The organism is Pseudarthrobacter sp. MDT1-22 (genome assembly GCF_054511035.1).
Genome location: NZ_JBTNDK010000039.1, coordinates 1 through 24,578, shown reverse-complemented (window position 1 = coordinate 24,578; position 24,578 = coordinate 1). Strand labels below are relative to the sequence as shown.

Below are 24,578 nucleotides of genomic sequence, written 5' to 3'. Positions count from 1 at the left end.
ATGATGTCTTCCTCCGACTTGTAGAGCACTGTGAGATAATTCACCTTGTAAACACCAGTCTGTAGTGGCAGAACCACGACCCGGTGTCCCAATTTGGAACACTTCCGATCCACCCGAAAAGTCGCGATTCATACTCATTCGGCAATAAACCCGACGGCCTTCGGACGGCATACGACATGGCAAAGGGGCAGTATGTCCGACCCGGTGCGCGAAGCTCGCGAGCAGTTGATTCGCGTTGGCCTAAGTGGAAAGTACGGGTCCAGCGACGCCGTCCCGGATGTGATTGTCCGAAGCTGGCGCCGATCGATCAGCAGCGCAGTAAAAAGCTCCGTCACGTCTCAGCGGTATCAGGACGTCGACACAGACTCACTGCTGTGTCGGGCTGCAGTGCCCGTCCTCGACCGGTGGCAGCACCAACTGGCAGACACCGGCACAACGCTCTTCCTGAGCGATCGCGGCGGCAGCATCGTGGCCCGGCGAACCAGTGACAACAGTGAGCGACGCCGACTCGACAGCGTGCACGCAGCAGAGGGCTTCGACTACTCCGAGGACGCCATCGGCACCAATGGACTCGGGACTTCCATGGTGGAAAAGCGTCCCATATTCGTTAAGGGTAGCCAGCACTACAATGACGCATTGGCCGCTTTGGCGTGTGCGGCCGCCCCGGTCTATACGCCGGCAGGCTTGGTCGTGGGCTCAGTCTCACTTGGAGGGCCTGTCGAGGCTGCAAGCCCAATCATGCTGTCGCTCACTCGGGAGATCAGCCAACAGATCGAGGAGAGGTTGCGGGCCTCCTCCAGGCCCCAAGACCTTGCGCTGGCGATGTCTTTCATGCGCTTCACCAGCTCACAGCGACCCACAGTGGTGATGGACAAAGAGTCCATCCTTGCCAACACGCCGGGACTGCCGTACGTCAACGTCGCATCACACGTCATGCTCTGGGAACTGATCAACTCCCACAACTGGTCCTCCAACAGCACGCTTCGCCGTCATTTGGAGGAGACTTTCATTGAGATCACGGCAAGGAGGGTCGTGGATGGGCCGCGCGAACACTTCGTGGTTCATTTTTCCAATTTTGGCGAAACTCCAGACCACGATTCTGGAGTGGCGGTGCCCTCTAAGACGACCATTACCACGCTAGGGCGGGATAACACCGCCCCAGCAGTTGTCGTCGTTGACGGACCGCGTGGTTCTGGACGGGCGACTGTAGCCGGACGGCTGCGCACCACGCGAGAACGTGTGGCACGTCTTGAAGTGTTTGTCGTATCCGCAGCGGCGGCTCCGCCGTGGACGACCGTGGAGGGCCTCTTAGCCGGCGGCACGGACGTCCTGATCCGGCGCGTGGAGGAGCTAGCCGAGAACGAGATCCCCAGTCTCGCCGGCGTCGTGGAGCGGCAACGGAAGGCGCGTGCAGCTGGGCAACGTGCCAGCAGCCTGTTGCTGACCTCCTGGCGCGACCGAGCTGCGGCGATTGCCCAGGCGTTTATCGATGCCGCCGGACCAGCGGAGCATACTGAGTGCTTGGCTCAGCGCCCGGAAAGGATTCCCGGTCTGGTGAAGGTCCTCCTGAACGTCGTTGATCCGGAAGCGCGTCACACCATTTCGCCGGCTGCTCTGCAGTCGATGGTCCAGTGGAACTGGCCCGGCAATATCAGCGAACTCGCTGACACCGTGGCAGGCCTCGTACGTGAGGCAAAAGTATCAGTCATCGAACGACGACACTTGCCGAAGCATCTACAGCAGTCACCGCCACGACGCCACATGAGCATGATGGAGACGGCAGAGCGCGGGGCCATCATCAGGGCGTTCGACGCAGCCGGAGGCAACAAATCCGAGGCCGCAGCGCTGCTGGGTATGGGGAGGACGACCCTGTATCGGCGGCTGCGCCAACTTGGCCTTGATACGGGCGAAGGGTCGATCTGATTTTCAAGGCCGCGCTTCGCCGATGTCACGGCCCGCGTCGGGCCATCGAGGCTGATGACTTCGTCCACTACGGCCTGTAGGGCCGGACTTGTGTCGTCCCGACGCCACCCTGCCGTCAGGTGGATATCGGCGGTGGAGTCATTAGGAGGGACGAACACCACATGTGGATCCTTCGCCTTACGCGCGACAGACGCCAGTGTCAGATGGCATCCAACTTCGGCGCTGACCATTGCCAACGCCATCTGCGCGTCCGGGGCCGCCCTACGATGGCGGCAACAAGGCCGTTGGCATAGGCCAGCCCTCGAGGCCACTCAGGCATGACTGCGCCTTCGGACAGGGTTAGCGAAATGAGGCCTCGCCAGCAAGCCTGGCAAGCTGGGCCACTAGTTGGTCAGTAGAAACGCCGGCGAAGCATTCCGCACGAGTCCACGCGTCGTCGTCGGCGATCGGACCGCGACTTCGGCTCCGCGCAAAGGCACGAGCAACTCGGTAACAGGGGCATTCAACGCCTGTCCAGTGGAAGTGTCAGCGCGGAACGGGTATTGCGGTCCAGCAGGCGAGTCCCAAGTTCGGCCGCAAGTTGTTTTATCGTCCGGCGGCGGGGCGGACGGGCGGTGGGGAGCCGTTCGGCGGCCCGCCCGAAAATGAAGTTCCTGGGCAACTGTTAGGAATGCCTGCAGTTGTCCGGCGCCCATGAGGAAATCTTCGTGCGCCGGACAGAACTGTGCAGAATTTGGACACTCCAATCAATTGCGGGTAATCCACAGGCAGGATGAGGATGTGCCGCAACCGCGGGACATCCCTGCAGCTCAACGACGAGCTTGTGGGCAGTTACGGAACGATCCCGGGAGACGGACGGCACGGAGTTGACCAGAAGTGTTGAATAAGGCTCGAAGGCTTCGCCTCTGGCCGCAGCACGGGGCAGCTCCACGGAGAGGCCCGGTCGATCTCTGCGCCTCTTGATCAAATGCTCCCACTAGAGCTGAAGGAGACAACATGTCAGGACGTGTAGAGGGACGCAGCATCCTTATCACAGGTGCAGGGAGCGGTATGGGCCGGGTCATCGCCATCGCGCTTGCAAAAGAAGGGGCGAACATAACTCTCTTCGATCTAAACCTTGCAGCGGCCAACGCTGTGAAGGACGAAATCACCCTTGCGGGCGGTAGCGCCGTTGCCGCTTCGGGTAATGTCGTCGACCGAGCCGACGTCGCCATGGCAGTCCAGACCAGTGTCGATTCCTTCGGTCAACTCGACTGCATGTTTGCCATTGCGGGCATAATAAAGCCGACACACTTCCTGGAGACCACCGAAGAGAACTTCCGAAGCACCCTGGACGTGAACGGCCTGGGAACTCTTATCTGCCAGCAAGAGGCTGCTAAGCAGATGATCAAACAGGGCAAGGGTGGCAAGCTCATAGTCACATCGTCCATCGCAGGCCGGCAAGGTTACCCGAATTTCGCATCTTACTGCGCTAGCAAGTTCGCGGTGACCGCTTTGAACCAGTCGGCTGCCCATGCATTGGCGAAGCACAAAATCACGTCCAATGCCTTTGCGCCCGGCGTTGTGGACACCCCGCTATGGAAGAAGCTCGACCTGGACCTCATGGACATGGGAGATACATCCCGTCCTGGCGAAGCATTCGAGTCCTTTTCCGGAGCGAACCTGATCGGCCGCAAAGGCGTTGCGGAGGACGTGGTTGGAACGGCCCTCTACCTCGCATCTTCGGACTCCGACTATATGACTGGCCAGACCATCATGATCGATGGCGGTATGGTACTCGTCTAACGTCACCAACATGCTTGGATGCTTCGAAGGGGCCAGCGCCGAACGAGGAAATCGAACTTCTCGATCGGCGCTGTCCCGTTCTAGGGCAGAGCACCTTCGGTGAGCTCATGTGCCTCCGCGGAAGGCTCATGGTTTATGGGTTCGGCGACCATTCTCAGCAACCTCGACGAAGCGCAGTCCGGACTCACGAGACGTTTGCTTTCTAGCGTGGATGAGTAGTCCAGCCAAGCCTTCCACGATACTCAGCGCCCCGGAACTAAGCGCGGCCTTCCTGGATTTCAGCGACGACCCCTGGCAAGGTGTTTTGGACTCGGCACCGCGTCCACTTCCGATGGAACTGCTCTGCGCCCAAACCGTCTACGGAACCAGCTCGAGGCATCAGCGCTCAAGCTGCTTGACTGAAAATTGGCGTACCACGGCTTTGGTACTCAGCCGCCGATTACTCCCGCGAGGCAGTCACGGATCCTGACAATGTCCGGGGAGCGCCGCGTCCAAAGCTCCTTTCCACGACATGGCCGGCACCAGGCCGCGACAGATGGGAGGAACCACCGCTGCATCCAGGCTTCCGCGCCCGTTTAGGGCCCGATAGACGGTTCAGGCGCGAGGCGCACGTCCGGTTGTCCGGAACAGCGGAGCGTGTCGTTTTGCTAATTTGGCGGGGCGCCGGCTTTGTTCTGGGTGCCTGCAGGAAACCCCGCAGCTCCAGGTCGCGGGCGACTCTCCCCGATTCACCGACGGCCCTTTTCTGCCGCTTGGCACGGCGTGGACGGTCGTTGCCAAAAGGCTTTTTGAACCTTGCAGCGGATCTCTCTGCTCGCAGTCCACGGACTCCTCCCGAGCTCCGCGGCAATTGCACTGGATACGGGCGGCGGGCAGGTATCAGGTCCGCTATCTTAATCCGTTCCGACTCGAAGAGACTGGGCGGAGATCAGCGCACGCCGTTGCCGAGAAACCGACGGGGCGCCCGGGACTTCCCGGGTCCTTTCATCTCTGCCGAAATTGCAACTCCCAATGCGCACAGTTGTTGTAGCGACCACTGGTGCCCCGCCCCCGAAGCGCTCACGCCGTTCCCCCTCGGACATCTTGCCTGGCGTCGTTTAGGCCAACACAGGCGGTGGTGCCGCTTGACCCGTCACAGGGCATACCCGGGCCGGGGTCGCAAACACTCCCCCACGCAGACCACGGTTTTGACGCTTCACGCATCTATCGCTGTGCCTTCCAAGGAAGGCTCCCGATCTTCCAGATTTCTCTGGGACCAGGTCCTCGGTCGACCACGCCGGTGGATTTCCCGGGGCGCTCCGCTGGCAAGACAGGAGCGCCCCGGCAACCATACTGTCCCTTTTGGGTGAGAAGGTTCTCTCTCAGGTGACGGCTAGGTGAGGCTGGCGCCGCCTCACAGAGGCGTTGTGGGCAACCACTTTAGCGATGGCGAACTCCAAAAGGATCACCACCAGCAACAGGACACCCGTGAAGAGCTCGGTGACGAAGGCCTTGACACCGATCGACGACATCCCCGCGGCGAGGACTGCAGTGATCACGATACCGAACGCGACGTTTATCATGCCTCCGCGCCCACCGGTGAGGCTGACTCCGCCAATGAGGACTGCGGCCAGCGCTAGAAGCAGCATGTTGGCCAGTCCATCCGGCGTTGCAGACCCGCCGCGGAAGGACGACAGCGCGCCTGCCAAGGCGCCGCAGCCGCCCGAAATGGCAAACGCGAGCACCAAACGCGATTTGAGCTTGACCCCCGATGCGACAGCCTCCTGCCGGGCTCCGCCGATCGAAGATATCTCACGGCCCCATCGTGTCCGCGACAGGAAGATGCCAAGAACGGCGAGCACCGCGATGGTTGTCAGGGACAGGGGCGTGAAGACCCAGATCCGGACCATGAGTGCGTCGCTCAGGTTGTAGTCGGTGAGGGTGACCGGGACGCCGCCGGTCGCCAGCCAGGTTGCGCCGCGGAGCAGGATCAGCGTTCCGACCGTGAATACAAGCGAACTGATTCCCAGCCGAGCAATCACCCAACCTTGGAGCGAGCCGAGCAGTACACCCACGACTGTAGCGATGAGAATGCTCGCGATCAGGCCAAGGCCACCGAGCTGTACCGCAATAGCCCCTGCAAACGCGGCCATCGACGCAACTGAGAGGTCGAACTCCCCCGCGATCATTGTGACCGCCAGCCCGGCCGCGATGACACCCAGCGGGATGAGCCGTTCAAGCGACGAGAAGAGCGCAGCCTCGCCACGGAAGCTGGGCGAGACCACCGCCATGATGCCGATAACCAGGATGAGGACGAGGATTTGGAGCGCGTACTTGAAGGCGAACTCCTTGGCTGCATTCATCGAGTACTGACCTTTCTAAGAACGTGAAGAACTACGACGAGTACGACGACGATGCCGCCGACAAGGAACACGCGCCAGCCGGCGTCGAGACCATGCAGGAGCATGATGTTTCCCAGGGCCACAATGAGCAGCGCACCGAGCGCAGACCGGGTGGGTGATCCTTCACCGCCGGATACTGCCGTGCCCCCAACCAGAACCGCCGCAATGACGTCCATGGTGAGTCCGGCAAGGTCATTCGCCTGCATCTGATGCAGTTGTGAGGCATTCAGTGCTCCGGCGACTCCGAGCCCCACCCCAAACGAGATGAAAGCCCAGATGGTAGTCGCTTGGGCAGAGATGCCGCTGTTCCTCGCTGTGGCGCGGTTGGCGCCGAGCAAGTGGATGTTGCGGCCGATAAGTGTGTGTTCGGTGAGGAACCAGGCAACGGCCGTGAAGAGCACGAAAATGTAGACAGGCAGCGGGATTTCCAGGAAGGTCCAGGTTGCCAGCCACGCCACGTCAACGCTGCCCGCAGTGACCACCGCACCTTTGGTGGTGATGGCCACCAGACCATAGATAACCGAACCCACGGCGAGGGTGGTGATAACGGGGTTGAGACCCGCTCCAACGATGAGGCCCTGCATGACCCCGAGTGCGACCGAGAGCAGGACGGCGGCGCCGAGCCCCGCGAGCGCCGATCCGGTCAATCCTGAAACTGCGAGGAAGATGATCCCGGCGAGCACCGTGGACGATGCAATGCCTAACGAGAAGAAGTTGCCGGAAATCGTGATAGCGGTCATCGAGACAGCGATGATCCCGACGATTGAGGTGTTGATGAGAATGGCTCGGACGTTCGCAAACGTTGCGAAGTCGGGCGTGCTGAGTGCCGACACAACAAACACTGCCACCAGAAGAAGCGGGAGCGTGTAGTTGTTGATGAAGCGCACCAAGCTGCCCCGGTGTGATGGCGCTGTGAAATTGGCGGCAATGGTTGCTGCTGTACTAGTCATGATTCACTTCCTCACGATGCATTACTTCGCGAACGAGGGCGGATTCGGTCCACTCTTCGGCTGGGCGGATTGATGTTTGTTCGCCGCGGAAATAGGTGGCGATTGTGTCAGAGAGACCCAGAACCTCGTTGGTGTCCGAGGAGCTGACTATTACGCCTACCCCGGAGTCGCTGAGTCGTCGAAGCTGCGCGTAGATGTCGGCGCGCGCGCCGATATCCACGCCGCGGGTAGGCTCCTCAACGAGGAGGACCCGCGGGTTGATTCCCAGCCATTTGCCGAGGGCCACCTTCTGCTGGTTCCCACCGGAAAGCGTTCCAACGTTCGAGTTCATGCGCTTGAGGTCGATAGCGAAATGACCTGCATAGCGATTCGTCTCGTCGACCTCCGCCCGTGCGCTTACAAACCCTACTGCGGACAACCGGTGCAGCCAGGGCGACGATAGGTTCCGGCGGATCGGAACTCTTGCAAAGATCCCGTCCTTCTTGCGATCAGCGGAGCAGTACGCGACGCCCGCGGAGATGCCGTTCTGCCGCCCGCGAGTGTTGAGTGCCTGGCCGTCGACGATTATTTCACCGGACACAATTTCGCCGACGCCGGCAAATGCCTCCATCAGCTCAGATGTTCCAGAGCCAAGCTGCCCCGTTAGCCCCAGGATCTCTCCCCTTCGGAGAGTCAAATTGATCTCCGATCGGAGCTCGGGAATCCGGAGTCCACGTGCCTCCATCACGACTTCACCCACTGCGGCGGCCTTTCCGGGATAGAGGTGGCCCAGTTCCCGGCCGATCATCTTGGCGACAATCGTCTCGACGTCGAGCTCTTTCACCTCGAGAGGGGCCTCGCTCATGCCGTTACGGAAAACGGTAACGCGGTCAGCAATCTCGAAAACTTCACCCAGCCTGTGGGTGACATAAACAACGCTCCGCCCCTCCGACGCGAGACGTTTGACGGCACCAAGCACTCGGACGATCTCCGCATCCGAGAGGGCGGCGGTCGGCTCGTCGAAGATGATGACCTTGGCATCCCTGGCAAGCACGCGCGCAATCTCAAGAAGTTGCATCTCAGCAACTGAGAGTTCCTCAACCGGAGTAGACGGGTTCATGCCTGCCAGCCCGACGCGCTCAAGAACCGCCACGGCGTTGTCATTCAGCTTGCGGGGGCTCCACCACCAGGGCGCGGCTAGCTGACCGAGCACGAGGTTCTGTGCCACCGTCATCGTTCCGACCGTGCTGAACTCCTGCTGGACGACGGCGATTCCGGCGGCTTGTGACAGCGAGACGCTGGAGATGTTTGCTGGTACTCCGTCGATCTCGATGGAGCCCTTGTCGGGTGAGACGAGGCCTGAGATGACCTTGACGATCGTGCTCTTGCCTGCGCCGTTCTCGCCCAACAGGGCCATGACCTCGCCGGCTCGGAGCTCGAAGTGCACGTCCGACAGGGCGTTCACTGCTCCGTAAGACTTGAAGATGCCGCTCGCCTTAAGGCGGAGGGGAGTGCTTCCAGTCATTGGTTTCTCCTCGGTTTACATGGGTGGTGCATAAATGCGCCCACCGGATAGGTGCGGAGCCTCGGATAGCTCCGTTTGAGGGAGGTATCCGAGGCTCCGCGGTTGGAAACGGACTCCAGTTGTGAGGTCCTATTTGCCCATCAATTTGTCGAACGAGAGGCCCCAGATGTCGAAGGAGGCGTTGTTTTCGGCTGTCACCTGGGGGTTCATCATGTACGTGGCCGTATGCGGGGCCTCGACCTTGAGCTCGGGCTTGTTCGACGAGGATTCAATGGTGACTTCGCCGGGCTGCACCTGACCTGTGGCGATGTACTGGGCAGCGGTCCGAACGACGAGTGCGCCCTCGATCACGGGAGACTGCAGGGTAGCCGACCAGATCTTGCCGCTGCGCAAGTTCGTCATGTCGCCGGAAGAGGTTCCGGTGATCAGGATGACGTCCTTTCCCGGCTTCAGCCCGTTTTGCTCCAGCGCCTGCACGACACCATTGGCTACGTCATTGCTGTGTGCATACACGATGTCGATGCCCTGTCCAAGGAAGCGCGGAATGACCTGGCTGGCTGCTTTGAATCCGCCCTGAGCGTCAACGGTCGGGGTGGGTTCGACGGCGAGCACATTGAACGCGCCGGGCGTTGCTTCCGCGAAGGCTTTCTCTCGGTCGTCACCAGCGGCGTACCCGGCAGTGAACCGGATCTCTACCACGTTAGGCTTGCCATCGGGCCCGTGAAATTTGGCCCCTTCAGCCTTGAGCTTCTCGACGGCGGCAAGAGCGTTTAGTGCGGCTTCCTTGCCGATGCCCGTGTCCGAGACCCCCGCGTATGCTTTCACGTATTTGGACGCCTCGGGGGTGACCAGGTTGTTGAACTGGATGACCGGTGCCTGCGCAGAAAGCAGGCGAATTGAGTTCGTTGCGGCCGCGGCGCCGGCCGGCCACATCAAGACTGCGGCCGCACGCTCACCGGTGGCGAGCCACTCCTGGACCTGCTGATCTTGCTCAGTTTGGTCCCAGTTATTCTCCACAATGTTGACGGTGTAATTGAGGGACTTTGCTTCGTCCTTGATTGACTGGGAGGCAGCCGCCAGATACACGTTCGAGGTCGAAGGCATGAAAACCTTCAAAAGAGCGCCACCGCCATCTATGCTTCCAGTGCCGGCAGCTTGGGTGCCGACGTTGGCGCCCGGAGAAGGATTGCCGTTAGTGCCGCAAGCGGCAGTAGTGGTAATTAGACCGGCAGCCAAAACCGCGACAGCGATTTTTCTCCATGTAGCCAGATACGGATGATGCATTTTCTATGCTCCTTTGAATAGAGTGGGTTCGGGCTAGAAATGCAGGAGAGGGTACAGAGAATTCTGTGTATGGGGCAACGCCATTTCGTTCCACGTGCTTCGTAGGGCTGCGGGCGTATTCCTGACCTGTTCCCAGGTTCTAGCCCGAGTTATTGGATTCTTGCGTAGAAACCCCCGGGATCCGCGCTATGTACAGAACTTGAACACGTTACGTCGAGGGTGTCCGCTCACCAGAGCGCTGGCGCCTCAGGCTCCGGAGGTCAGTTGTACATTGCTTGCGCGCCGGACGGTGATTGCCCAGTGACGCTTCCTTAGGGTCCGCTGACTTCCGTCGCGGCCAATGTCCCAAAGCGAGGGCCAGTTGGTGTCTGAGGTTTGCTCTCCGTGGAGAGTTCGAGTTTCCGTTCTGGGAATGCGTTGAGGCGGGCGCGCAGGCATTCCGATGTGGCAGGGTATCGACCCGGTCTCGTTCATCTGGGACGTCATGGACCGGATCTCCCATGTGGACCGCAAGGACACCAAGCTGCGCCAGACCGGCCGGAACGCCGTCCTCGGCTCCCACCTGGTCTGGGGCGACCCCCCGCCGGGGCTGATCACCTCTAATTCGGCGTCCAATATCGAAGATGAACGGCGCTATCGATGTTTATGGGTCAAAGTAGGAGAGCTTCTCCCGCTGATCACGTTGTCGCGACGGACAGGTTGGAGAAGAAGGCAACGGTTCCGATGTCAACGAAAAGCCCGACGCTGCCACGGGCCGGCTGTGCCTTGGTTTCAGTGAGATCCAGAATCTGCGTCCCGTCGATCATGACCCGCAGGCTCCTGTCCTGCACTTCAATGCGCAGACGGATCCATTCGTCCGGGCCGATGTCGGCCCCGGACTCGTAGCGGCCGTCCGGGTACTCCTCACGGAGGCGTTCATACTTCCATTCCGGGTACGCGAAATACTGCACCGCACGGTCTATCCGAGGCCCCGGCGGGTCAACCTTAGCCCCATTGAGAGGCCGGATATAGACAGCCTCAAAGCTGTCCAAGCTCTCCGTTATCCGGTAGGCAAGGCCAGCGAATGCCCGCGCAAAGTCGGGCGCATTCGCACTGAGCCGGCTCAGCACATCGACTTCGACGGTGCCATTTTCGAAATCCGCGGGTATCAGGACGAATGTGGGCTGGTCTATGTAGTCGATGCCAGGGACGCCTGAGGCGGCGGCGTCGGTCAGTTCGATGCGAAGTGCCTGACGGCCTGCAACACTGACGCTCTCGGCTGTGACGGAGTTCAGCGAGGCCCCGGCGGGCAGGTTTTCCAGTGCACGCACCGCCGTGCTGTTCGGCTTCAGATCGTTCATCATGAGTTCCTTTCCTCGGAATGTCCCGAGGGGACGTCGGATTGTCCGCCCAGCGTGACCACGAGCTTGCCGGTCACCGAGCCGTCCTCCATGTCCTGGTGCGCCTGGACAATGTCCTCGAAGGGATAGACCTTCCCTATTGGAATGTGCACCTCCTCTGTTGCCACCGAGTCGAGGAATTCCTGCAGGACAGCACGGGGGAGGTCTTCCGCACCGCCCGAATAGGCGGTAAGCCGCACACCGTTGGGGATGTAATCAATGGGGTAGAAGTCTGGCACCGTCCACTCGTCCGACAGCATGCCGGTAAAACAAACAGTCCCGTGCACGGCGGTGGCCCGGAGTGTGTCGCGCAACGTCGGCGTTCCAACGAGTTCGACGGCGCCTCCGACGCCATCGGGGCAGATCGCCCGCACATCCTCGGCGATGCTTCCGGTGTCGATGATGGCATGGTCTGCTCCGGCGTCGAGCAGTGCCTGCGCCTTTGTGGGGTTCCGGGTGGTGGCGAGGACGGTGATGCCGCGGCGTTTGGCCAGGACGACCAGCGCCATGCCGATCGATGAGGTGCCGCCTCGGATCAGGAGGCTGCTGCCGCGGGCGGCGTTGACGCCGACGGTCAGCGATCCATTGGCGGTTTGCAGCATTTCCGGAACTGCACCCAGGATGGCCCAGTCAAGATGGCTTGTGAACGGGACGACGTTCGACGCTGGCACCGTGACGTACTCGGCGTACCCGCCGTCGAACGTTCTGCCCATGCCGCCCATCAGGGCGGCCACCTGGCTCCCCGCGTCAAACTCTCCGCCGGGTGCCTCCACCACCACGCCCGTGGCTTCGATGCCGGGGATGCGGGGAAAGGAGCCAAAGGATCCCAGACCACGCCGGAAATGCAGTTCGGAACGGTTCAGTCCGAAAGCATGGACCTTGACTAGGACCCAACCGGGCCTGGCAACTGGCCGGGGCACCTCCCGTATTTTCAGGGCGTCCGGGCCCCCGGGTCCGTCGAGGACGACGGCGCGCATCGGGTCAGGCATGGTCCTTCACTCCTTGTGAATCGGTGTCATGTGAAATATCCAGGTTCACTGGGTTAGCCATGGATGGTTCTGTTTGGCGCGCAGCCGTCTCGGGGCCGCGCCGGATGGCCGGGATGGCGGCGAGCGCAACGGCCGTAATCAGGAGTCCGGGCACAAGGGGCCATTTGGTCGATTCAGTAAGCGTCTGCACGGCGTAGGGAGCGATGCCGCCGAAGATCGTGGTGGCAACAGTCCCGCCGATCGCCAAGGCGGTCAGGCGCCCCCTGACAGCGAACTGTTCAGGAATCGCCGACGCCCCCACGGCACTGAGGCTGCCCGCAAGACACGCAAGCACCACCACCGCCGCGACCGCGACTCCCACGTCCGGTTGGCCGGCCGCAGCGAACATCGGGACCGGGAGCACAATCGCCGCAGCCGCAAGGACCAACAGAGTCGCACGCCGCCCATACCGGTCGGACAGCCAACCTGCCACGGGAGAAGCAAGGACGACGACGCCGGCCGCAAGCGTTGCCAGACCCATGGCCGAGGATTCGCTCCATACCTGGACCGAAATCAGGTACGTGGGCAGATAGATGATCCCCACATAATAGGCAGCCGAGCACAGTCCCGAAATGAAGAACGTACGAACTACCGCACGCCACTGACGCCGCAAAATACGTACTATTGGCTCCCGCTGTGCCGCCAGCCGGCTTTGCAGGAACAACGGGGTTTCGGGGAGGGCCGACCGGAGAGCCAGGATCACCGCAGCGAGAACGCCGCCCACAACGAAGGGGATCCGCCACCCCCACTCCTCGACCTGGGAAGCGGAAAGCGACAGAACCGTCAGGGCCGAAATGCCGGCCGCCAGCAACGCACCGATTTCGCTGGCCGCCGCAGCCAATGAGGTAACCAGTCCGCGGTTCCTTGCCGTGCTGCTCTCCAGGAGGTAGGTCATGACCCCGGTGTATTCGCCGCCAACAGAGAACGCCATAACGCAACGAAGGGCAAGAAGCCACAAGGCCGCCGATTCACCCACCTGGGCGAATGTGGGCAAAGCAGCCATCCCGGCCGTGGCCAGGAACATCAACGCCATCGACGCCAGAAGAACCGGGCGCCTTCCCCACCGGTCACCCACATACCCAAACACCAGCCCGCCCACGGGGCGCAGCAGATACGAGACAGCAAACGTCGCCAGTGTCATCAGGACGCCCGTCGGGCTGTCGCCAAAAAAGACCCGGGACAGCACTGAACTCAGGAAGAGGAACAGGGTGAAGTCGTACCACTCCACCACGGTCGAGACCACAGCTATGGCGAGGCGGCCGCGGGAAAGACCCGGCCTGCCAGAACCGGGGACAAGCAATGAGGGCATGGGAGGTCCTTCGACGGAGGATGCAAGACCCCAGCATATACCTCGAAACGAGGTAATGACGAGCTAATGCCTCGTTTCGACATATTCATGTCATGTAGCATGGCGTTCGTGCTGGAATTGATGATTTTGGGCTTCCTTTCAGAGGGCCCGCTTCACGGCTATGAACTGCGCCGGAAAATGAACGAACTGTACGGCTTCGCCCGTGAAATCAGTGACGGGAGCCTGTACCCGGCCATCCAACGCCTGATCAAGGCCGGCGCCATCGTCCGGCATGTCGAGAAGGGACGCGCCGCGCAGCGCCACACGCTAGAACTCACACCAGAGGGCAGGAAAGAACTCCACCAGCGACTGCGGAGTGCATCAGCCGGCGACGTGACCGACCTCGGCAAGTTTATGGTCGTTCTCGCCTTCCTGTCCCAGCTTCCCGACATCAACGACCAGCACGACGTACTCCGGCGCCGCCTCCAGTTCCTCGAGGCCCCAGCCAGCTTCTTCTACGACAACGGCCGCCCGCTGCGCCGGGCAGAAATACAGGACGTCTACCGCAAAGGCATGCTCACCATCGGCCAGGCCGCCAGCCGTGCCGAAATCACCTGGATTCGGCAATCCCTGGGCATCTGACGTACGAAGACAACTATCGGCGTTAGAAAAACCCTGGAAAAACTGGGGAAAAGCGCTCGCCGGAGGCCATTTAGGCGGGCGGCCAAAATCCTGTTGGCCGCTCTGAGGGCGGCAGGTGCGAGCTGGATGGCAGCGACCGCACGATGTTCGCGAATGCCCCTGGCTATTCGGCCGAAGGCTTTCTCTTGTTCAGCGTTCCACAGCCCGAGGTCCCACTGCGTAATCCGCCCATCGAACGGGACAGCCGTGGCCTCCACCATGATCAGGCCGGCTCCCCCTGCAGCCCGGCTGGCGAGGTGACTCCTTATTGCAAGGGGACTTTTGGGCAGACGACGCCCGTCGAATCAGAGTGGCATCCAGGCCACCTGCCGTCCAATACCTATTTCACGGAGGATTTATGCAGTTCGCTGCAAATATCTTGTCATCGCAGCATGCACTCCCCTTGATGACTATTACGAAATTGTCATCAATAAGCACCCTAATAAGTATTGGACTGTATAGCCGGCAGCTGGGATCGTAGTCCTAAGACAAACTGCCTTCAGAAAGAGTTCAGGACGATGAGCAATTACGCAACCACCAACCCGGCAACCGGAGAACGCGTTGCCGAGTTCCCGTCCCTCAGCGACGAGGACGTGCAGGACGTGCTGAAGCGCTCATTCACGCAATACCGTGAATGGCGCGCCGTCCCGCTCGCCGAACGAGGTGCCATCCTCAGCCGGGTTGCCGAGCTGCACCGCGAACGCTCCGACGAGCTGGCCGCCGTGCTGACCCTTGAAGTAGGAAAGACGACGGCGGAAGCCAAGGGCGAGGTCGCCCTCGTCGCCTCCATCTATGACTACTACGCGGACAATGCCGAACGATTCCTCCGCGAGGAGCCCCTGGACGTCAAGGGACCCGGCAGGGCTGTGGTCCGCACCGAACCCATCGGGCCCCTCGTGGGCATCATGCCGTGGAACTTTCCGTACTACCAGGTGGCCCGGTTCGCCGCGCCCAACATCGTGCTCGGCAACACGGTCATCCTGAAGCACTCCCGCAATTGCCCACAGTCGGCGCTGGCCATCGAATCAGTCTTCCGGGATGCCGGGCTGCCGGCCGACGTCTACATCAACGCGTTTGCCACCAGCGGCCAAATCGCCACAATGCTCGCCGACCCGCGGGTCCAGGGCGTCTCCCTGACGGGCTCGGAGAAGGCCGGGTCCGCCGTCGCAGAGGTCGCCGGACGCCACCTGAAAAAGTATGTGCTTGAGCTGGGCGGTTCAGACCCGTTCATCGTGCTACCGGACGCCGACCTGGACAAAGCAGTGGCCGGCGCCGTTTCCGGCCGCATGTACAACGGCGGCCAGGCCTGCACAGCGTCCAAACGTTTTATCATCGTCGGCGACATCTACGATGAATTCCTGAAGCACTACACCGATGCCATGTCCAGGATCACGCCCGGTGATCCCACGGATGCAAAAACGACCTTCGGTCCGCTGTCCTCCCGGTCCGCCGTCGAAGAAATTGACGAGCTGGTCCAGGACGCCGTCACCAAGGGGGCAACCGCTTTCACGGGCGGTGCCGGCCCAGAGGGACCGGGCGCGTACTACCCCGCAACCGTCCTGACCGGTGTGACACCCCAGATGCGTGCCTACTCGGAAGAGATCTTCGGCCCGGCAGCAGTGGTCTTCCGCGTGGATTCCCCCGAGGCTGCCATCGACCTGGCCAACGATTCGCCCTACGGCCTGTCCAGCTCCATCTACACCGCCGACGTCGACTACGCCCAGCAGCTCGCCGACCAGTTGGAAACCGGCATGGTGTGGATCAACAGCATCAGCCGCAGCGCCCCCGACCTGCCCTTTGGCGGCATCAAGCGTTCAGGCGTCGGCCGTGAACTCGCCCAGTACGGGATCAACGAATTCGCCAACAAAAAGCTCGTCCGGATCCCCAATGCATAGATCCTGCGACGAAGACTTCGAGGAGCATCGTGACGATTGAAACAAGCCCCCTCAGTGCAAGGCATCGGGCCGCAGAGTCCGCGGCACCAGACGCGCCGCTCGGCTCTGACATGTTCGGCCGCACCGGCAGCGGACCCCTTGCCGGGCTCCTCGTGGCCGACTTCGGCCGCGTGCTTGCTGGCCCGTACTGCACCATGCTGCTGGCTGACATGGGCGCCACCGTGGTGAAGATCGAAAGCCCCGACGGCGACGAAACGCGGGCATGGAAGCCTCCCGTCCGGGACGGCCAGTCCACCTACTACCTCTCGATTAACCGGAACAAGGGCTCCATCGCCCTCGATCTCCAGGATCCCGAGGACCGGCGCATTGCCCAGGAGATCGCCGGTCAGGCGGACGTGGTGGTGGAGAACTTCAAGCCCAACGGCCTGAACAGGTTTGACCTTGACTATGACACTGTCGCGGCAACAAACCCCGGCGTTGTCTACGCATCCATCACCGGATTCGGGACGGCAGGCGGCGCGTCCCTCCCCGGCTATGACCTCCTGGTCCAGGCCATGTCCGGACTCATGAGCGTGACCGGCTCGCCCGAGACTCCCGCATACAGGTCCGGCGTGGCCGTGTTTGACGTGATGACCGGCCTGCACGCGGCCATCGGCATCCTGGCCGCCCTCCAGGAACGCCAGCGCAGCGGAAAAGGCCAGCGGATCGAAGTCAACCTGATGTCCTCCGCCCTGTCCGGCATGGTCAACCAGACCGCTGGATACCTCCTCAGCGGCAGTGTGCCCACCCGGCTCGGGAACGAACACCCCAGCATCTACCCCTATGAGCCGCTGGCCACCGGCGAGGGCGACATTGTGATCGCCATCGGCAACGACCCCCAGTTCCGCCGGCTCTGCCAGGCGCTCGGCACGCCGGCCCTGACCGGCGACGACCGCTTCGCGACGGCTCCCCAGCGCAGCCTCAACCGCAAGGCACTGAGGCCACTGCTGCTGGAGGCCCTCCGCAGCCGAAGTTCCACCGAATGGTTCGAGGTCCTCACAGAGGCGCAGATCCCCTGCGCGCCGATCAACGACGTCCGCCAGGGCCTTGAATTCGCCGAACGGATCGGCCTGGATCCCGTCGTCACAGTAGGTACCGGCGACTCTGCTCTGCCGGGGATCCGCAACCCCATCACCTTCTCCGAAACCCCGGTCAGCTACGACATGGCCCCGCCGGATCACAATGCCCACCGAGAGCCCATTCTCGCGTGGCTACGCTCAGCGTCCCCAGGAGCAGCAGTCCCCGCCGCAGCATCACCACAGTTCCAGCAAGCTTAAGAACAGAAAGTTCAATCATGACAACCACAGTTGATCAGCGCACAACGCTCTCCGATTACTTCCTGTTGGATGACGACCTCACCCCCGAGGAGATCGGCATCCGGGACAAGGTCCGTGCGTTCGCCGAGCAGCGTGTCCTGCCGGTCATCAACGAGTACTGGGAGAAGGCCGAGTTCCCCACCGTACTGCTGCCGCCGCTAGCCGAGCTGGGAATCATCGGCACCATCATCCAGGGCTATGGATGCCCGGGTATGAGCCGTAAGGCCGCCGGCATGGTGGCCCGCGAGATGGCCCGCGCCGACGGCAGCCTCAACACCTTCCTCGGCATCCACTCGAATCTCTGTATGGGGGCCCTGAACATTCTCGGCAGCGACGAGCAAAAAGAACGCTGGCTCCCAGCCCTGGCCCGGATTGAAAAAACAGGAGCCTTCGCCCTGACCGAACCGGACCACGGCTCGGACTCCGTCGCCCTGGAGACCAGCGCCCGCCGCGACGGGGACCAGTGGGTTTTGAGCGGCCACAAACGGTGGATCGGCAACGGGCACGTCGCGGACGTCATTGTCCTGTTCGCCCGCAACACCGAGGACGGGAACGTCAACGCGTTCGTCATCGAAAAGGACGACGACGGCCGGTACCCGGCGGGCTACTCCCCCACCGTGATCACCGGCAAGGTGGGCAAACGTGCCATCCTCCAGGCCGACATCGTCATCGAGGAAATGCGCCTGCCCGCGGCCAACAGGCTTGAGGGATGCCACTCGTTTCGTGACGTGTCCCGCGTACTTCAGGCAACCCGGGGCGGCGCAGCTTGGGAGGCGGTTGGCCATGCCATGGCTGCCTTCGAAATTGCTTCCGATTATGCGCAGACCCGCATCCAGTTCGGCAAACCGATCGCGTCGTACCAGCTGGTGCAGTCACGGTTGGCGAACATGCTCAGCGAACTCACCACCATGCAGCTGCTGTGCAACCGCATGGCCGAACTCGCGGACCGGGGCCAGCTCACCGTCGCACAGGCGTCGATGGTCAAAATGGCAACCGCCCAAAAAGGCAAATGGATCTGCAACGAGGCACGTGAGCTGCTCGGCGGCAACGGCCTGCTGCTGGAGAATCACGTCATCCGCCACATGACCGACATGGAAGTCGTCTCCACCTATGAGGGCACCGACTCCATGCAGGCTCTCATCGTGGGCCGCGACATTACGGGTATCTCCGCCTTCAACTAAGCTTCCCGGTCCGCCATCGCGGATCGCGACAAATGACCGCGGCAGAACGCCAGCGACACGAACAAAGGAATGCAAAACATGGCTGAGGCCTTTCTAATTGGCGGCGCCCGCACGCCCGTGGGCCGCTATGGCGGTTCGCTCTCTTCCGTGCGTCCGGACGATCTAGCGGCACTCACGGTGCGCGCCGCCGTCGAACGCGCAGGCATTGACCCGGCCGTGGTGGACGAGGTGATCCTCGGTAACGCCAACGGTGCCGGCGAGGAGAACCGCAACGTCGCCCGCATGGCGTGGCTGCTCGCCGGCTTCCCCGACACCGTCCCCGGCATCACCGTCAACCGCCTGTGCGCCTCCGGCCTGTCCGCCATCATCATGGCCTCGCACATGGTCAAGGCCGGCGCCGCGGACATCGTCGTCGCAGGCGGCGTGGAGTCGATGAGCCGTGCCCCCTGGGTCATGGAAAAGCCGGACAAAGCCTTCGCCAAACCCGGAGCCGTCGTTGACACCTCCATCGGCTGGCGCTTCCCCAACCCCGCCTTCCTGTCCGGGGAACTCTCCCGCGACGGCAAGGCCGCGTTCTCCATGCCGGAGACCGCCGAGGAAGTGGCCCGCGCCTACAACATCTCGCGTGAAGACTGCGACGCCTTCGCCGTCCGCTCCCACGAACGCGCCCTGGCAGCCATCATGGCCGGCCGGTTCGCGGATGAGATCGTGCCCGTCCCGGTCAAAGGCCGCAAAGGCACACAAACCATCGTGGACACCGACGAAGGCCCCCGCCCCGGAACCGCCACGGACGTCCTCGGCGCCCTGCGCCCGGTAGTCAAGGGCGGCAGCGTGGTCACCGCCGGGAACTCCTCGACGCTCAACGACGGCGCCTCGGCGATCATCGTCGCGTCCGAAGCCGCCGTGCAGAAATACGGCCTCACCCCCCGCGCCCGCATCCTCGACGGCGCGTCCGCCGGCGTGGCACAGGAAATCATGGGCATCGGCCCCGTCCCGGCCACCCGCAAAGTCCTGGCCCGCGCCGGAATCGCGGTAGCCGATCTGGCCGCCGTCGAACTTAACGAGGCCTTCGCCTCCCAGGCCCTGGCCTGCATGCGCGAACTTAAGCTCGAACCCGACACCGTTAACAACGACGGCGGCGCGATCGCCCTCGGCCACCCGCTCGGCTCCTCCGGCTCCCGACTGGTCATCACCCTGCTCGGGCGCCTCGAACGCGAAGCCACACAGGGCCGCAAGCTCGGCCTCGCCACCATGTGCGTCGGCGTCGGACAAGGCACCGCACTGCTGCTGGAAGGCATCTGATGACAGAAGTAATGAACGACGCCGGAACGCGCCTTGATACCTCGGGATTCGTCACGCTGCTGGTTGAGGAGCGCGAGGACCGTTTGGCGGTCCGGCTGCACCGGCCCGCAGTCAAGAACGCCATCGACCAGGCAATGGTGAACGAGCTGCACGCCGTGTGCGCGCACCTCGAGCGCACACCGAAAATCCTGATCCTCTCCGGCACGCCCGCCAACCCCGAAACCGGAGCCAAAGCCGTCTTCGCATCCGGCGCCGACATCGCGCAACTGCGCGAGCGGCGTCGTGCCGACGCTCTGGCGGGAATCAACTCCGGCATCTTCGACCGGATCGCGAAACTGCCCATGCCGGTCATCGCCGCGCTGGACGGCTTTGCGATCGGCGGCGGCGCGGAACTGGCCTATGCGGCCGACTTCCGCATCGGCACCCCGGCCCTGCGGATGGGGAATCCCGAGACCAACCTGGGCATCCTGGCCGCGGCCGGTGCCACCTGGCGGCTGAAGGAACTCGTCGGGGAGCCGATGGCCAAGCAGATCCTGCTGGCCGGCAAAGTTCTCACAGGCGAAGACTGCCTCACGATCGGGTTGATCAGCGAGCTCGTGGACCCGGAGACGCTGCTTGACGCAGCGCACGCCCTGGCGGACGCCATCGCGGCGCAGGATCCGCTCGCAGTACGCATCACCAAGGCCGTGTTCCACGCTCCGCGGGAAGCCCATCCCGTCATCGACACCCTGGCCCAGGGCATGCTTTTTGAGTCCCAGGCCAAGTTCGACCGTATGCAGGCGTTCCTCGACAGGAAGAAGAAGTAATGAACAACCCAATAGTGCCGGCCGGATTCCCGGCGCGCGTAGGCGTCCTCGGCGGCGGCCGAATGGGTGCCGGCATCGCCCACGCGTTCCTCATCATTGGGGCCGACGTGGTGGTTGTGGAACGCGACGAAGCCTCCGCCCAGGCAGGCCGGGAGCGGGTCAAGTCCTCCGCCGCGAAATCCATCGAGCGCAATCCGGGTGGCAATCTCGACGAGATGGTCTCCCGCCTCTCCGTTTCCGTGGACTACGCGGCCTTCGCGGACCGCGAACTGGTGGTGGAAGCCGTCCCGGAGGACTGGGATTTGAAGGTCACAGCGCTCCGCCGGGTCGAGGAGCAGCTCACGCCGGGCACGGTGCTGGCCTCGAACACCTCCTCACTGTCCGTGTCCGGGCTGGCCGAGGAATTGGCACGGCCCCAGGACTTCCTCGGACTGCACTTCTTCAACCCGGTCCCCGCCTCCACCCTGATAGAGGTGGTCATCGGCAAGCAGACCCGCCCCGAACTCGTTGAGCAGGCCCGAAGCTGGGTCCACGGACTGGGCAAGACCGCCGTCGTGGTCAATGACGCCCCGGGCTTCGCGTCCTCCCGGCTGGGCGTGGCGATCGCCCTCGAAGCGATGCGGATGGTCGAGGAAGGCGTCGCCTCCGCTGAGGACATCGACAACGCAATGGTCCTCGGCTACAAACACCCCACAGGGCCGCTGCGCACCACGGACATCGTGGGCCTGGACGTGCGCCTAGGCATCGCCACGTACCTGCACGAGACGCTGGGTGAGCGGTTCGCACCCCCGCAGATACTGCGCGACAAAGTGGCCCGCGGCGAACTGGGCCGGAAGACCGGCAAGGGCTTCTTCGACTGGACGCAGTCGCCCGAATAGCCAAGTCGATTGTTACCCCTTTCTCCGAAACAAGGACCCCAGTGATACGCTTGCGTCAATAATGTGCGGAGGAGATGCAGTGGAAATCAACCAACTTGTTGCCTTTCTTGCTGTCGCGGACGAACTGCATTTCGGCCGCGCAGCGGAACGCCTGCACGTTGCCCAACCGCCGCTCAGCAGGACCATCAAGCAACTTGAAACTGAGCTGGGTTCCCGCCTCCTCGACCGGACAACTCGATCCGTGAAACTGACGTCCAGCGGTCGGGCGTTGATAGGGCCTGCCACCGAAGTCCTTGAAGCCCTGCGTCGCGCGGAGGATGCGGTCCGTTCGGCTGATGGCGGCGAGTCGGGCCTTGTTCGCATAGCTTTCGCCGGTGTCTCAACGCACCAACTCGTTGCGCGGCTTGCCCGGTTGGTGAGGTCCCAACGCCCAGGGATTCAGTTGGACCTTTCCAGCCAGAATTTCGCGCAGCCCGCAATGACCAAGCTTGTGCAGGGTGACACGGACATCGCCTTCGGACGCTGGGACGTGATCCCGGCAGAAGTCGCTTCCAAGGTGGTGTCGCGGGATTCACTGGTCATCGCTCTCCCCGACACCCACCGACTGGCGGGAGCCCGTCGATTGGCGATCGTCCAGCTGGCGGCGGAGGGCTTTGTTTCGCTCCCTTCTTATGAGGGGGCTGTGCTTCCCGACCGGCTCCGACGTCTCGCGCGGGACAACGGATTCGTTCCTAGTATCGTTCAGGTGGCACCCGACACGCAGACGGCATTGGCCCTCGTCAGCGCTGAAGTCGGATGCCACCTAACATTGGCCTCAGTAGCAGTCAACGCAACCGATCCCCACATCGTCTTTATTCCGCTGGACGATACGACGGCCGATGTAGATCTCAGGGCGGCTTGGCGCCGGAATGACACGAATCCGGCTGTGAAGGCCGTTCTCCATGAAGTCATGAATCTCGATGAAGCGTTCCGCATTCAGCCCCCATACGAGTGACGTCGGTTTACAGGGTCGCCTCCCCCGACTCGAGTCCAAGCTGCCGGAGGCGGCGGTAAAGTGTGGTCCTTCCCATCCCCAGCAATTCCGCGGCCTCAGATTTGTTCCCGCCAGCAGCGTCTAACGCCCTGATGATGGCATACCGCTCAGCGGATTCGAGGAGTGACAAGTGACGCCGCGGAGGAGCCTGCTGTAGGTGCTTAGGCAGATGCCGTCTCTCAATCACGGAAGCGTTTACCGTACGCACGAGCTGGGAAAGAGTCTCCGCCAACTCGGCAATGTTACCGGGCCAGTTCCATTGGACCAGTGACTGTAGCGCGGCCGGAGACATGGTGTGCCGTGAATCCAGATCCACCTCATTGAGTATTCGCGTCACCAAACCCGGAATTCGTTCAGGGGCCTGACTCAGGGGCAACGTTCGTGCCGTTGCGCCGATGCTGTCCATGAGAACTTGAACATCCGGAGAGGCATGTTCACGCGAAACAGTAACGAACAGGCGTCCCGACCGGCCGTCAGAGCCGAGTCTCTTCCCGGCTGCCTTCAACACAGTGGTAAATGCAAGAAATTCGTCCGTGCTGATCTCCTCGACGCGGCGCACGATGACGTCCAAGCCGCGCTCCAATAGATCTTGCACCTGATTCCACGGAACTCGGGACTCGGATGCGATCACAAACATTTCCGGCGTTCCAGTACTGCCCCAGCTTGCACGCAGGTCCGCGGCCGCCGTCAGTCTCCCGGAACCAGGCGGCCCCTCGACGACAGCGACAGCAACCCCGAACGCCTTTGTCCTTGGCGGTGCCACAAGAGAATTTTCACCGCGGCCCAGTACGCCCGTTTCATGGCGCCCGCCGTGAGGCAGCGCATCCGGCTCGGAAAAGTGCACCACGAAATGACCGCGTGGGCCATCGGTGACCCTGCGGGCCGTAATCTCAATCGTTGTCCCCTCAAGTTGGCGACGAAGCATGGGCGCAGAAGACCAGTTGTGGGTGTTGAGCACTTCCCACAGCATCACGTGCGAAGCGACGTTTACGTACGGCAATCCGGGCGTGTTGGCGAGAATGGATTCGTGGTCCAGAACGACCGTGGGACGCTGGGAACTGGAAAAGCGCATGAAAGACATCGCAAGTGCAAGGTCTTGGGGTCTGGAAGAGGTGCGAAGCCTCTCCTCGATCTGTTGGCTGATCTCCCGCGTGAGCGAGAGCATGATTGGATTGGCATCCTCCATGGGTCCGCCTAAAGCGATAGAACCCACAACTAGGCCTGCTGGCGTATATATGGGCGCCGCCGCGCAGGCATTTGTGGCCAGCGCATCACTATAGTGCTGGCTGCCCTTGACGAACACCGGCCGTTTCTCGACCATGGAGGTTCCCAAGGCGTTGGTGCCGATGGCGTCCTCGGAGTAGTCGAAGCCCTCTGCTGCGTGCATGTTGTCCAGGCGCCGTCGCTCACTGCCGTCGCTCGTCCGCCTATCCACGATGCTGCCGCCGCGATCGCTCAAGAAGAGTGTGGTTCCAGTGTCTGCCAACTGGTGCTGCCAACGGTCTAAAACAGGCACGGCCGCCCTGCCAAGCAACGTGTCCGTATCCACGTCCCGGAAGCGCTGCGGAGGTGCAGAAGCTTCCACCGAGCTACTTAATGATCTGCGCCAGCTACGCACGATGAGATCCGGCACGGTGTCAGCGTGGTAGATGCCGGTGAGTCCTACGCGAATCAGCTGCTCGCGCGCTTCCCTTACGGGATCGGTCATTTGTGAACCCTTGCAATGTTCGTTCGTACGTCTGAGTGTTCACCTTCCGATGGGACCGGGCGGTTCGGATTATTGCCGTCCGGGTATCAAACCCCCAATCGCAAGCGCCGTTGCAGTGTTCCAAATTGGGACACCGGGTCGTGGTTCTGCCACTACAGACTGGTGTTTACAAGGTGAATTATCTCACAGTGCTCTACAAGTCGGAGGAAGACATCAT

20 protein-coding genes and 1 pseudogene are annotated in these 24,578 nt (G+C 62.2%); 11 read left to right on the top strand and 10 right to left on the bottom strand.

The annotated features are described in order from the left end of the window. The first annotated feature begins 192 nt into the window (after window positions 1-192). Window positions 193-1,923, top strand: coding sequence for a helix-turn-helix domain-containing protein (locus ACX80M_RS19430; protein ID WP_459310210.1), 1,731 nt, complete (start codon window positions 193-195; stop codon window positions 1,921-1,923). Window positions 1,924-2,425: 502 nt separating this feature from the next. Here ACX80M_RS19430 and ACX80M_RS19425 read toward each other — a convergent pair. Next, entirely contained in the window at window positions 2,426-2,584 is a 159-nt protein-coding gene (locus ACX80M_RS19425) for a LysR family transcriptional regulator (protein ID WP_459310209.1), read from the bottom strand. 335 nt (window positions 2,585-2,919) lie between these two features. Between ACX80M_RS19425 and ACX80M_RS19420 the strand changes: the two genes are divergently transcribed. Further along, a complete protein-coding gene (locus tag ACX80M_RS19420) occupies window positions 2,920-3,708 on the top strand; it encodes an SDR family oxidoreductase (RefSeq protein WP_104063819.1) in 789 nt (262 codons plus the stop codon). A gap of 1,361 nt (window positions 3,709-5,069) precedes the next feature. On the opposite strand, the gene ACX80M_RS19415 is transcribed toward ACX80M_RS19420, so the two are convergent. From ACX80M_RS19415 to ACX80M_RS19400, 4 genes are all read right to left on the bottom strand, one after another. Next, window positions 5,070-6,050 carry an ABC transporter permease gene (locus ACX80M_RS19415; protein WP_459310208.1) on the bottom strand — a complete coding sequence of 327 codons (981 nt, stop codon included), beginning with the start codon at window positions 6,048-6,050 and terminating at the stop codon, window positions 5,070-5,072. After that, window positions 6,047-7,039 carry an ABC transporter permease gene (locus tag ACX80M_RS19410; RefSeq protein WP_459310207.1) on the bottom strand — a complete coding sequence of 331 codons (993 nt, stop codon included), beginning with the start codon at window positions 7,037-7,039 and terminating at the stop codon, window positions 6,047-6,049. Before ACX80M_RS19410 ends, ACX80M_RS19415 begins: the two co-directional genes overlap by 4 nt. Next, window positions 7,032-8,543 (bottom strand): sugar ABC transporter ATP-binding protein, encoded by a 1,512-nt coding sequence (locus ACX80M_RS19405; protein WP_459310206.1) that lies wholly within the window; start codon window positions 8,541-8,543, stop codon window positions 7,032-7,034. Before ACX80M_RS19405 ends, ACX80M_RS19410 begins: the two co-directional genes overlap by 8 nt. A gap of 129 nt (window positions 8,544-8,672) precedes the next feature. After that, window positions 8,673-9,827, bottom strand: a complete 1,155-nt coding sequence (locus tag ACX80M_RS19400) for a sugar ABC transporter substrate-binding protein (RefSeq protein WP_459310205.1) — start codon at window positions 9,825-9,827, stop codon at window positions 8,673-8,675. Between the two features lie 442 nt (window positions 9,828-10,269). Between ACX80M_RS19400 and ACX80M_RS19395 the strand changes: the two are divergent. After that, a pseudogene (locus ACX80M_RS19395) lies at window positions 10,270-10,473 on the top strand (sugar phosphate isomerase/epimerase); the annotation flags it as partial. Between the two features lie 31 nt (window positions 10,474-10,504). Here the strand turns inward: ACX80M_RS19395 and ACX80M_RS19390 are convergent. Genes ACX80M_RS19390 through ACX80M_RS19380 form a run of 3 tightly spaced genes read right to left on the bottom strand, consistent with a single transcriptional unit; the run spans window position 10,505 to window position 13,543 of the window. Next, complete coding sequence (locus ACX80M_RS19390) at window positions 10,505-11,170, bottom strand: family 16 glycoside hydrolase (protein ID WP_459310204.1); 666 nt, start codon at window positions 11,168-11,170, stop codon at window positions 10,505-10,507. Beyond that, on the bottom strand, window positions 11,167-12,195 hold the full coding sequence (locus ACX80M_RS19385; RefSeq protein ID WP_459310203.1) for a zinc-binding alcohol dehydrogenase family protein: 1,029 nt from the start codon (window positions 12,193-12,195) through the stop codon (window positions 11,167-11,169). The genes ACX80M_RS19390 and ACX80M_RS19385 overlap by 4 nt, the downstream gene beginning before the upstream one ends. Further along, window positions 12,188-13,543 carry an MFS transporter gene (locus tag ACX80M_RS19380; protein ID WP_459310202.1) on the bottom strand — a complete coding sequence of 452 codons (1,356 nt, stop codon included), beginning with the start codon at window positions 13,541-13,543 and terminating at the stop codon, window positions 12,188-12,190. The genes ACX80M_RS19385 and ACX80M_RS19380 overlap by 8 nt, the downstream gene beginning before the upstream one ends. Before the next feature lie 108 nt (window positions 13,544-13,651). Here ACX80M_RS19380 and ACX80M_RS19375 point away from each other — a divergent pair, with 108 nt between their 5' ends. Next, on the top strand, window positions 13,652-14,164 hold the full coding sequence (locus ACX80M_RS19375) for a PadR family transcriptional regulator (protein WP_459310201.1): 513 nt from the start codon (window positions 13,652-13,654) through the stop codon (window positions 14,162-14,164). On the opposite strand, the gene ACX80M_RS19370 is transcribed toward ACX80M_RS19375, so the two are convergent. Next, the gene (locus tag ACX80M_RS19370; protein WP_459310211.1) at window positions 14,083-14,472 is read right to left on the bottom strand and encodes an oxidoreductase; all 390 of its coding nucleotides are present in this window, start codon (window positions 14,470-14,472) and stop codon (window positions 14,083-14,085) included. The two genes, ACX80M_RS19375 and ACX80M_RS19370, sit on opposite strands and share 82 nt — an antisense overlap. Before the next feature lie 249 nt (window positions 14,473-14,721). Here ACX80M_RS19370 and ACX80M_RS19365 point away from each other — a divergent pair, with 249 nt between their 5' ends. From ACX80M_RS19365 to ACX80M_RS19335, 7 genes are all read left to right on the top strand, one after another. Beyond that, entirely contained in the window at window positions 14,722-16,098 is a 1,377-nt protein-coding gene (locus ACX80M_RS19365; RefSeq protein WP_459310200.1) for an NAD-dependent succinate-semialdehyde dehydrogenase, read from the top strand. 29 nt (window positions 16,099-16,127) lie between these two features. Then, window positions 16,128-17,414: a CaiB/BaiF CoA transferase family protein gene (locus ACX80M_RS19360; protein WP_459310199.1), complete on the top strand. Its 1,287-nt coding sequence runs from the start codon at window positions 16,128-16,130 to the stop codon at window positions 17,412-17,414. Window positions 17,415-17,431: 17 nt separating this feature from the next. Then, window positions 17,432-18,634 (top strand): acyl-CoA dehydrogenase family protein, encoded by a 1,203-nt coding sequence (locus tag ACX80M_RS19355; protein WP_459310198.1) that lies wholly within the window; start codon window positions 17,432-17,434, stop codon window positions 18,632-18,634. Window positions 18,635-18,712: 78 nt separating this feature from the next. After that, window positions 18,713-19,936, top strand: coding sequence for a thiolase family protein (locus tag ACX80M_RS19350; RefSeq protein ID WP_459310197.1), 1,224 nt, complete (start codon window positions 18,713-18,715; stop codon window positions 19,934-19,936). Beyond that, the gene (locus ACX80M_RS19345) at window positions 19,936-20,742 is read left to right on the top strand and encodes an enoyl-CoA hydratase/isomerase family protein (RefSeq protein ID WP_459310196.1); all 807 of its coding nucleotides are present in this window, start codon (window positions 19,936-19,938) and stop codon (window positions 20,740-20,742) included. Before ACX80M_RS19350 ends, ACX80M_RS19345 begins: the two co-directional genes overlap by 1 nt. Beyond that, the gene (locus ACX80M_RS19340; RefSeq protein ID WP_459310195.1) at window positions 20,742-21,620 is read left to right on the top strand and encodes a 3-hydroxyacyl-CoA dehydrogenase family protein; all 879 of its coding nucleotides are present in this window, start codon (window positions 20,742-20,744) and stop codon (window positions 21,618-21,620) included. Before ACX80M_RS19345 ends, ACX80M_RS19340 begins: the two co-directional genes overlap by 1 nt. Window positions 21,621-21,699: 79 nt before the next feature. Next, on the top strand, window positions 21,700-22,614 hold the full coding sequence (locus tag ACX80M_RS19335) for a LysR family transcriptional regulator (RefSeq protein ID WP_104063832.1): 915 nt from the start codon (window positions 21,700-21,702) through the stop codon (window positions 22,612-22,614). A 7-nt stretch (window positions 22,615-22,621) separates the two neighbouring features. On the opposite strand, the gene ACX80M_RS19330 is transcribed toward ACX80M_RS19335, so the two are convergent. Further along, on the bottom strand, window positions 22,622-24,361 hold the full coding sequence (locus tag ACX80M_RS19330; RefSeq protein WP_459310194.1) for a helix-turn-helix domain-containing protein: 1,740 nt from the start codon (window positions 24,359-24,361) through the stop codon (window positions 22,622-22,624). Window positions 24,362-24,578 lie beyond the last annotated feature (217 nt).

What these genes read in the sequence shown, in the direction of transcription:
- ACX80M_RS19430 (WP_459310210.1), top strand. Translation starts at nt 193, where the DNA reads ATGTCCGACCCGGTGCGCGAAGCTCGCGAGCAGTTGATTCGCGTTGGC.
- ACX80M_RS19420 (WP_104063819.1), top strand. Translation starts at nt 2,920, where the DNA reads ATGTCAGGACGTGTAGAGGGACGCAGCATCCTTATCACAGGTGCAGGG.
- ACX80M_RS19415 (WP_459310208.1), bottom strand. Translation starts at nt 6,050, where the DNA reads ATGAATGCAGCCAAGGAGTTCGCCTTCAAGTACGCGCTCCAAATCCTC.
- ACX80M_RS19410 (WP_459310207.1), bottom strand. Translation starts at nt 7,039, where the DNA reads ATGACTAGTACAGCAGCAACCATTGCCGCCAATTTCACAGCGCCATCA.
- ACX80M_RS19405 (WP_459310206.1), bottom strand. Translation starts at nt 8,543, where the DNA reads ATGACTGGAAGCACTCCCCTCCGCCTTAAGGCGAGCGGCATCTTCAAG.
- ACX80M_RS19400 (WP_459310205.1), bottom strand. Translation starts at nt 9,827, where the DNA reads ATGCATCATCCGTATCTGGCTACATGGAGAAAAATCGCTGTCGCGGTT.
- ACX80M_RS19390 (WP_459310204.1), bottom strand. Translation starts at nt 11,170, where the DNA reads ATGATGAACGATCTGAAGCCGAACAGCACGGCGGTGCGTGCACTGGAA.
- ACX80M_RS19385 (WP_459310203.1), bottom strand. Translation starts at nt 12,195, where the DNA reads ATGCCTGACCCGATGCGCGCCGTCGTCCTCGACGGACCCGGGGGCCCG.
- ACX80M_RS19380 (WP_459310202.1), bottom strand. Translation starts at nt 13,543, where the DNA reads ATGCCCTCATTGCTTGTCCCCGGTTCTGGCAGGCCGGGTCTTTCCCGC.
- ACX80M_RS19365 (WP_459310200.1), top strand. Translation starts at nt 14,722, where the DNA reads ATGAGCAATTACGCAACCACCAACCCGGCAACCGGAGAACGCGTTGCC.
- ACX80M_RS19355 (WP_459310198.1), top strand. Translation starts at nt 17,432, where the DNA reads ATGACAACCACAGTTGATCAGCGCACAACGCTCTCCGATTACTTCCTG.
- ACX80M_RS19350 (WP_459310197.1), top strand. Translation starts at nt 18,713, where the DNA reads ATGGCTGAGGCCTTTCTAATTGGCGGCGCCCGCACGCCCGTGGGCCGC.
- ACX80M_RS19345 (WP_459310196.1), top strand. Translation starts at nt 19,936, where the DNA reads ATGACAGAAGTAATGAACGACGCCGGAACGCGCCTTGATACCTCGGGA.
- ACX80M_RS19340 (WP_459310195.1), top strand. Translation starts at nt 20,742, where the DNA reads ATGAACAACCCAATAGTGCCGGCCGGATTCCCGGCGCGCGTAGGCGTC.
- ACX80M_RS19330 (WP_459310194.1), bottom strand. Translation starts at nt 24,361, where the DNA reads ATGACCGATCCCGTAAGGGAAGCGCGCGAGCAGCTGATTCGCGTAGGA.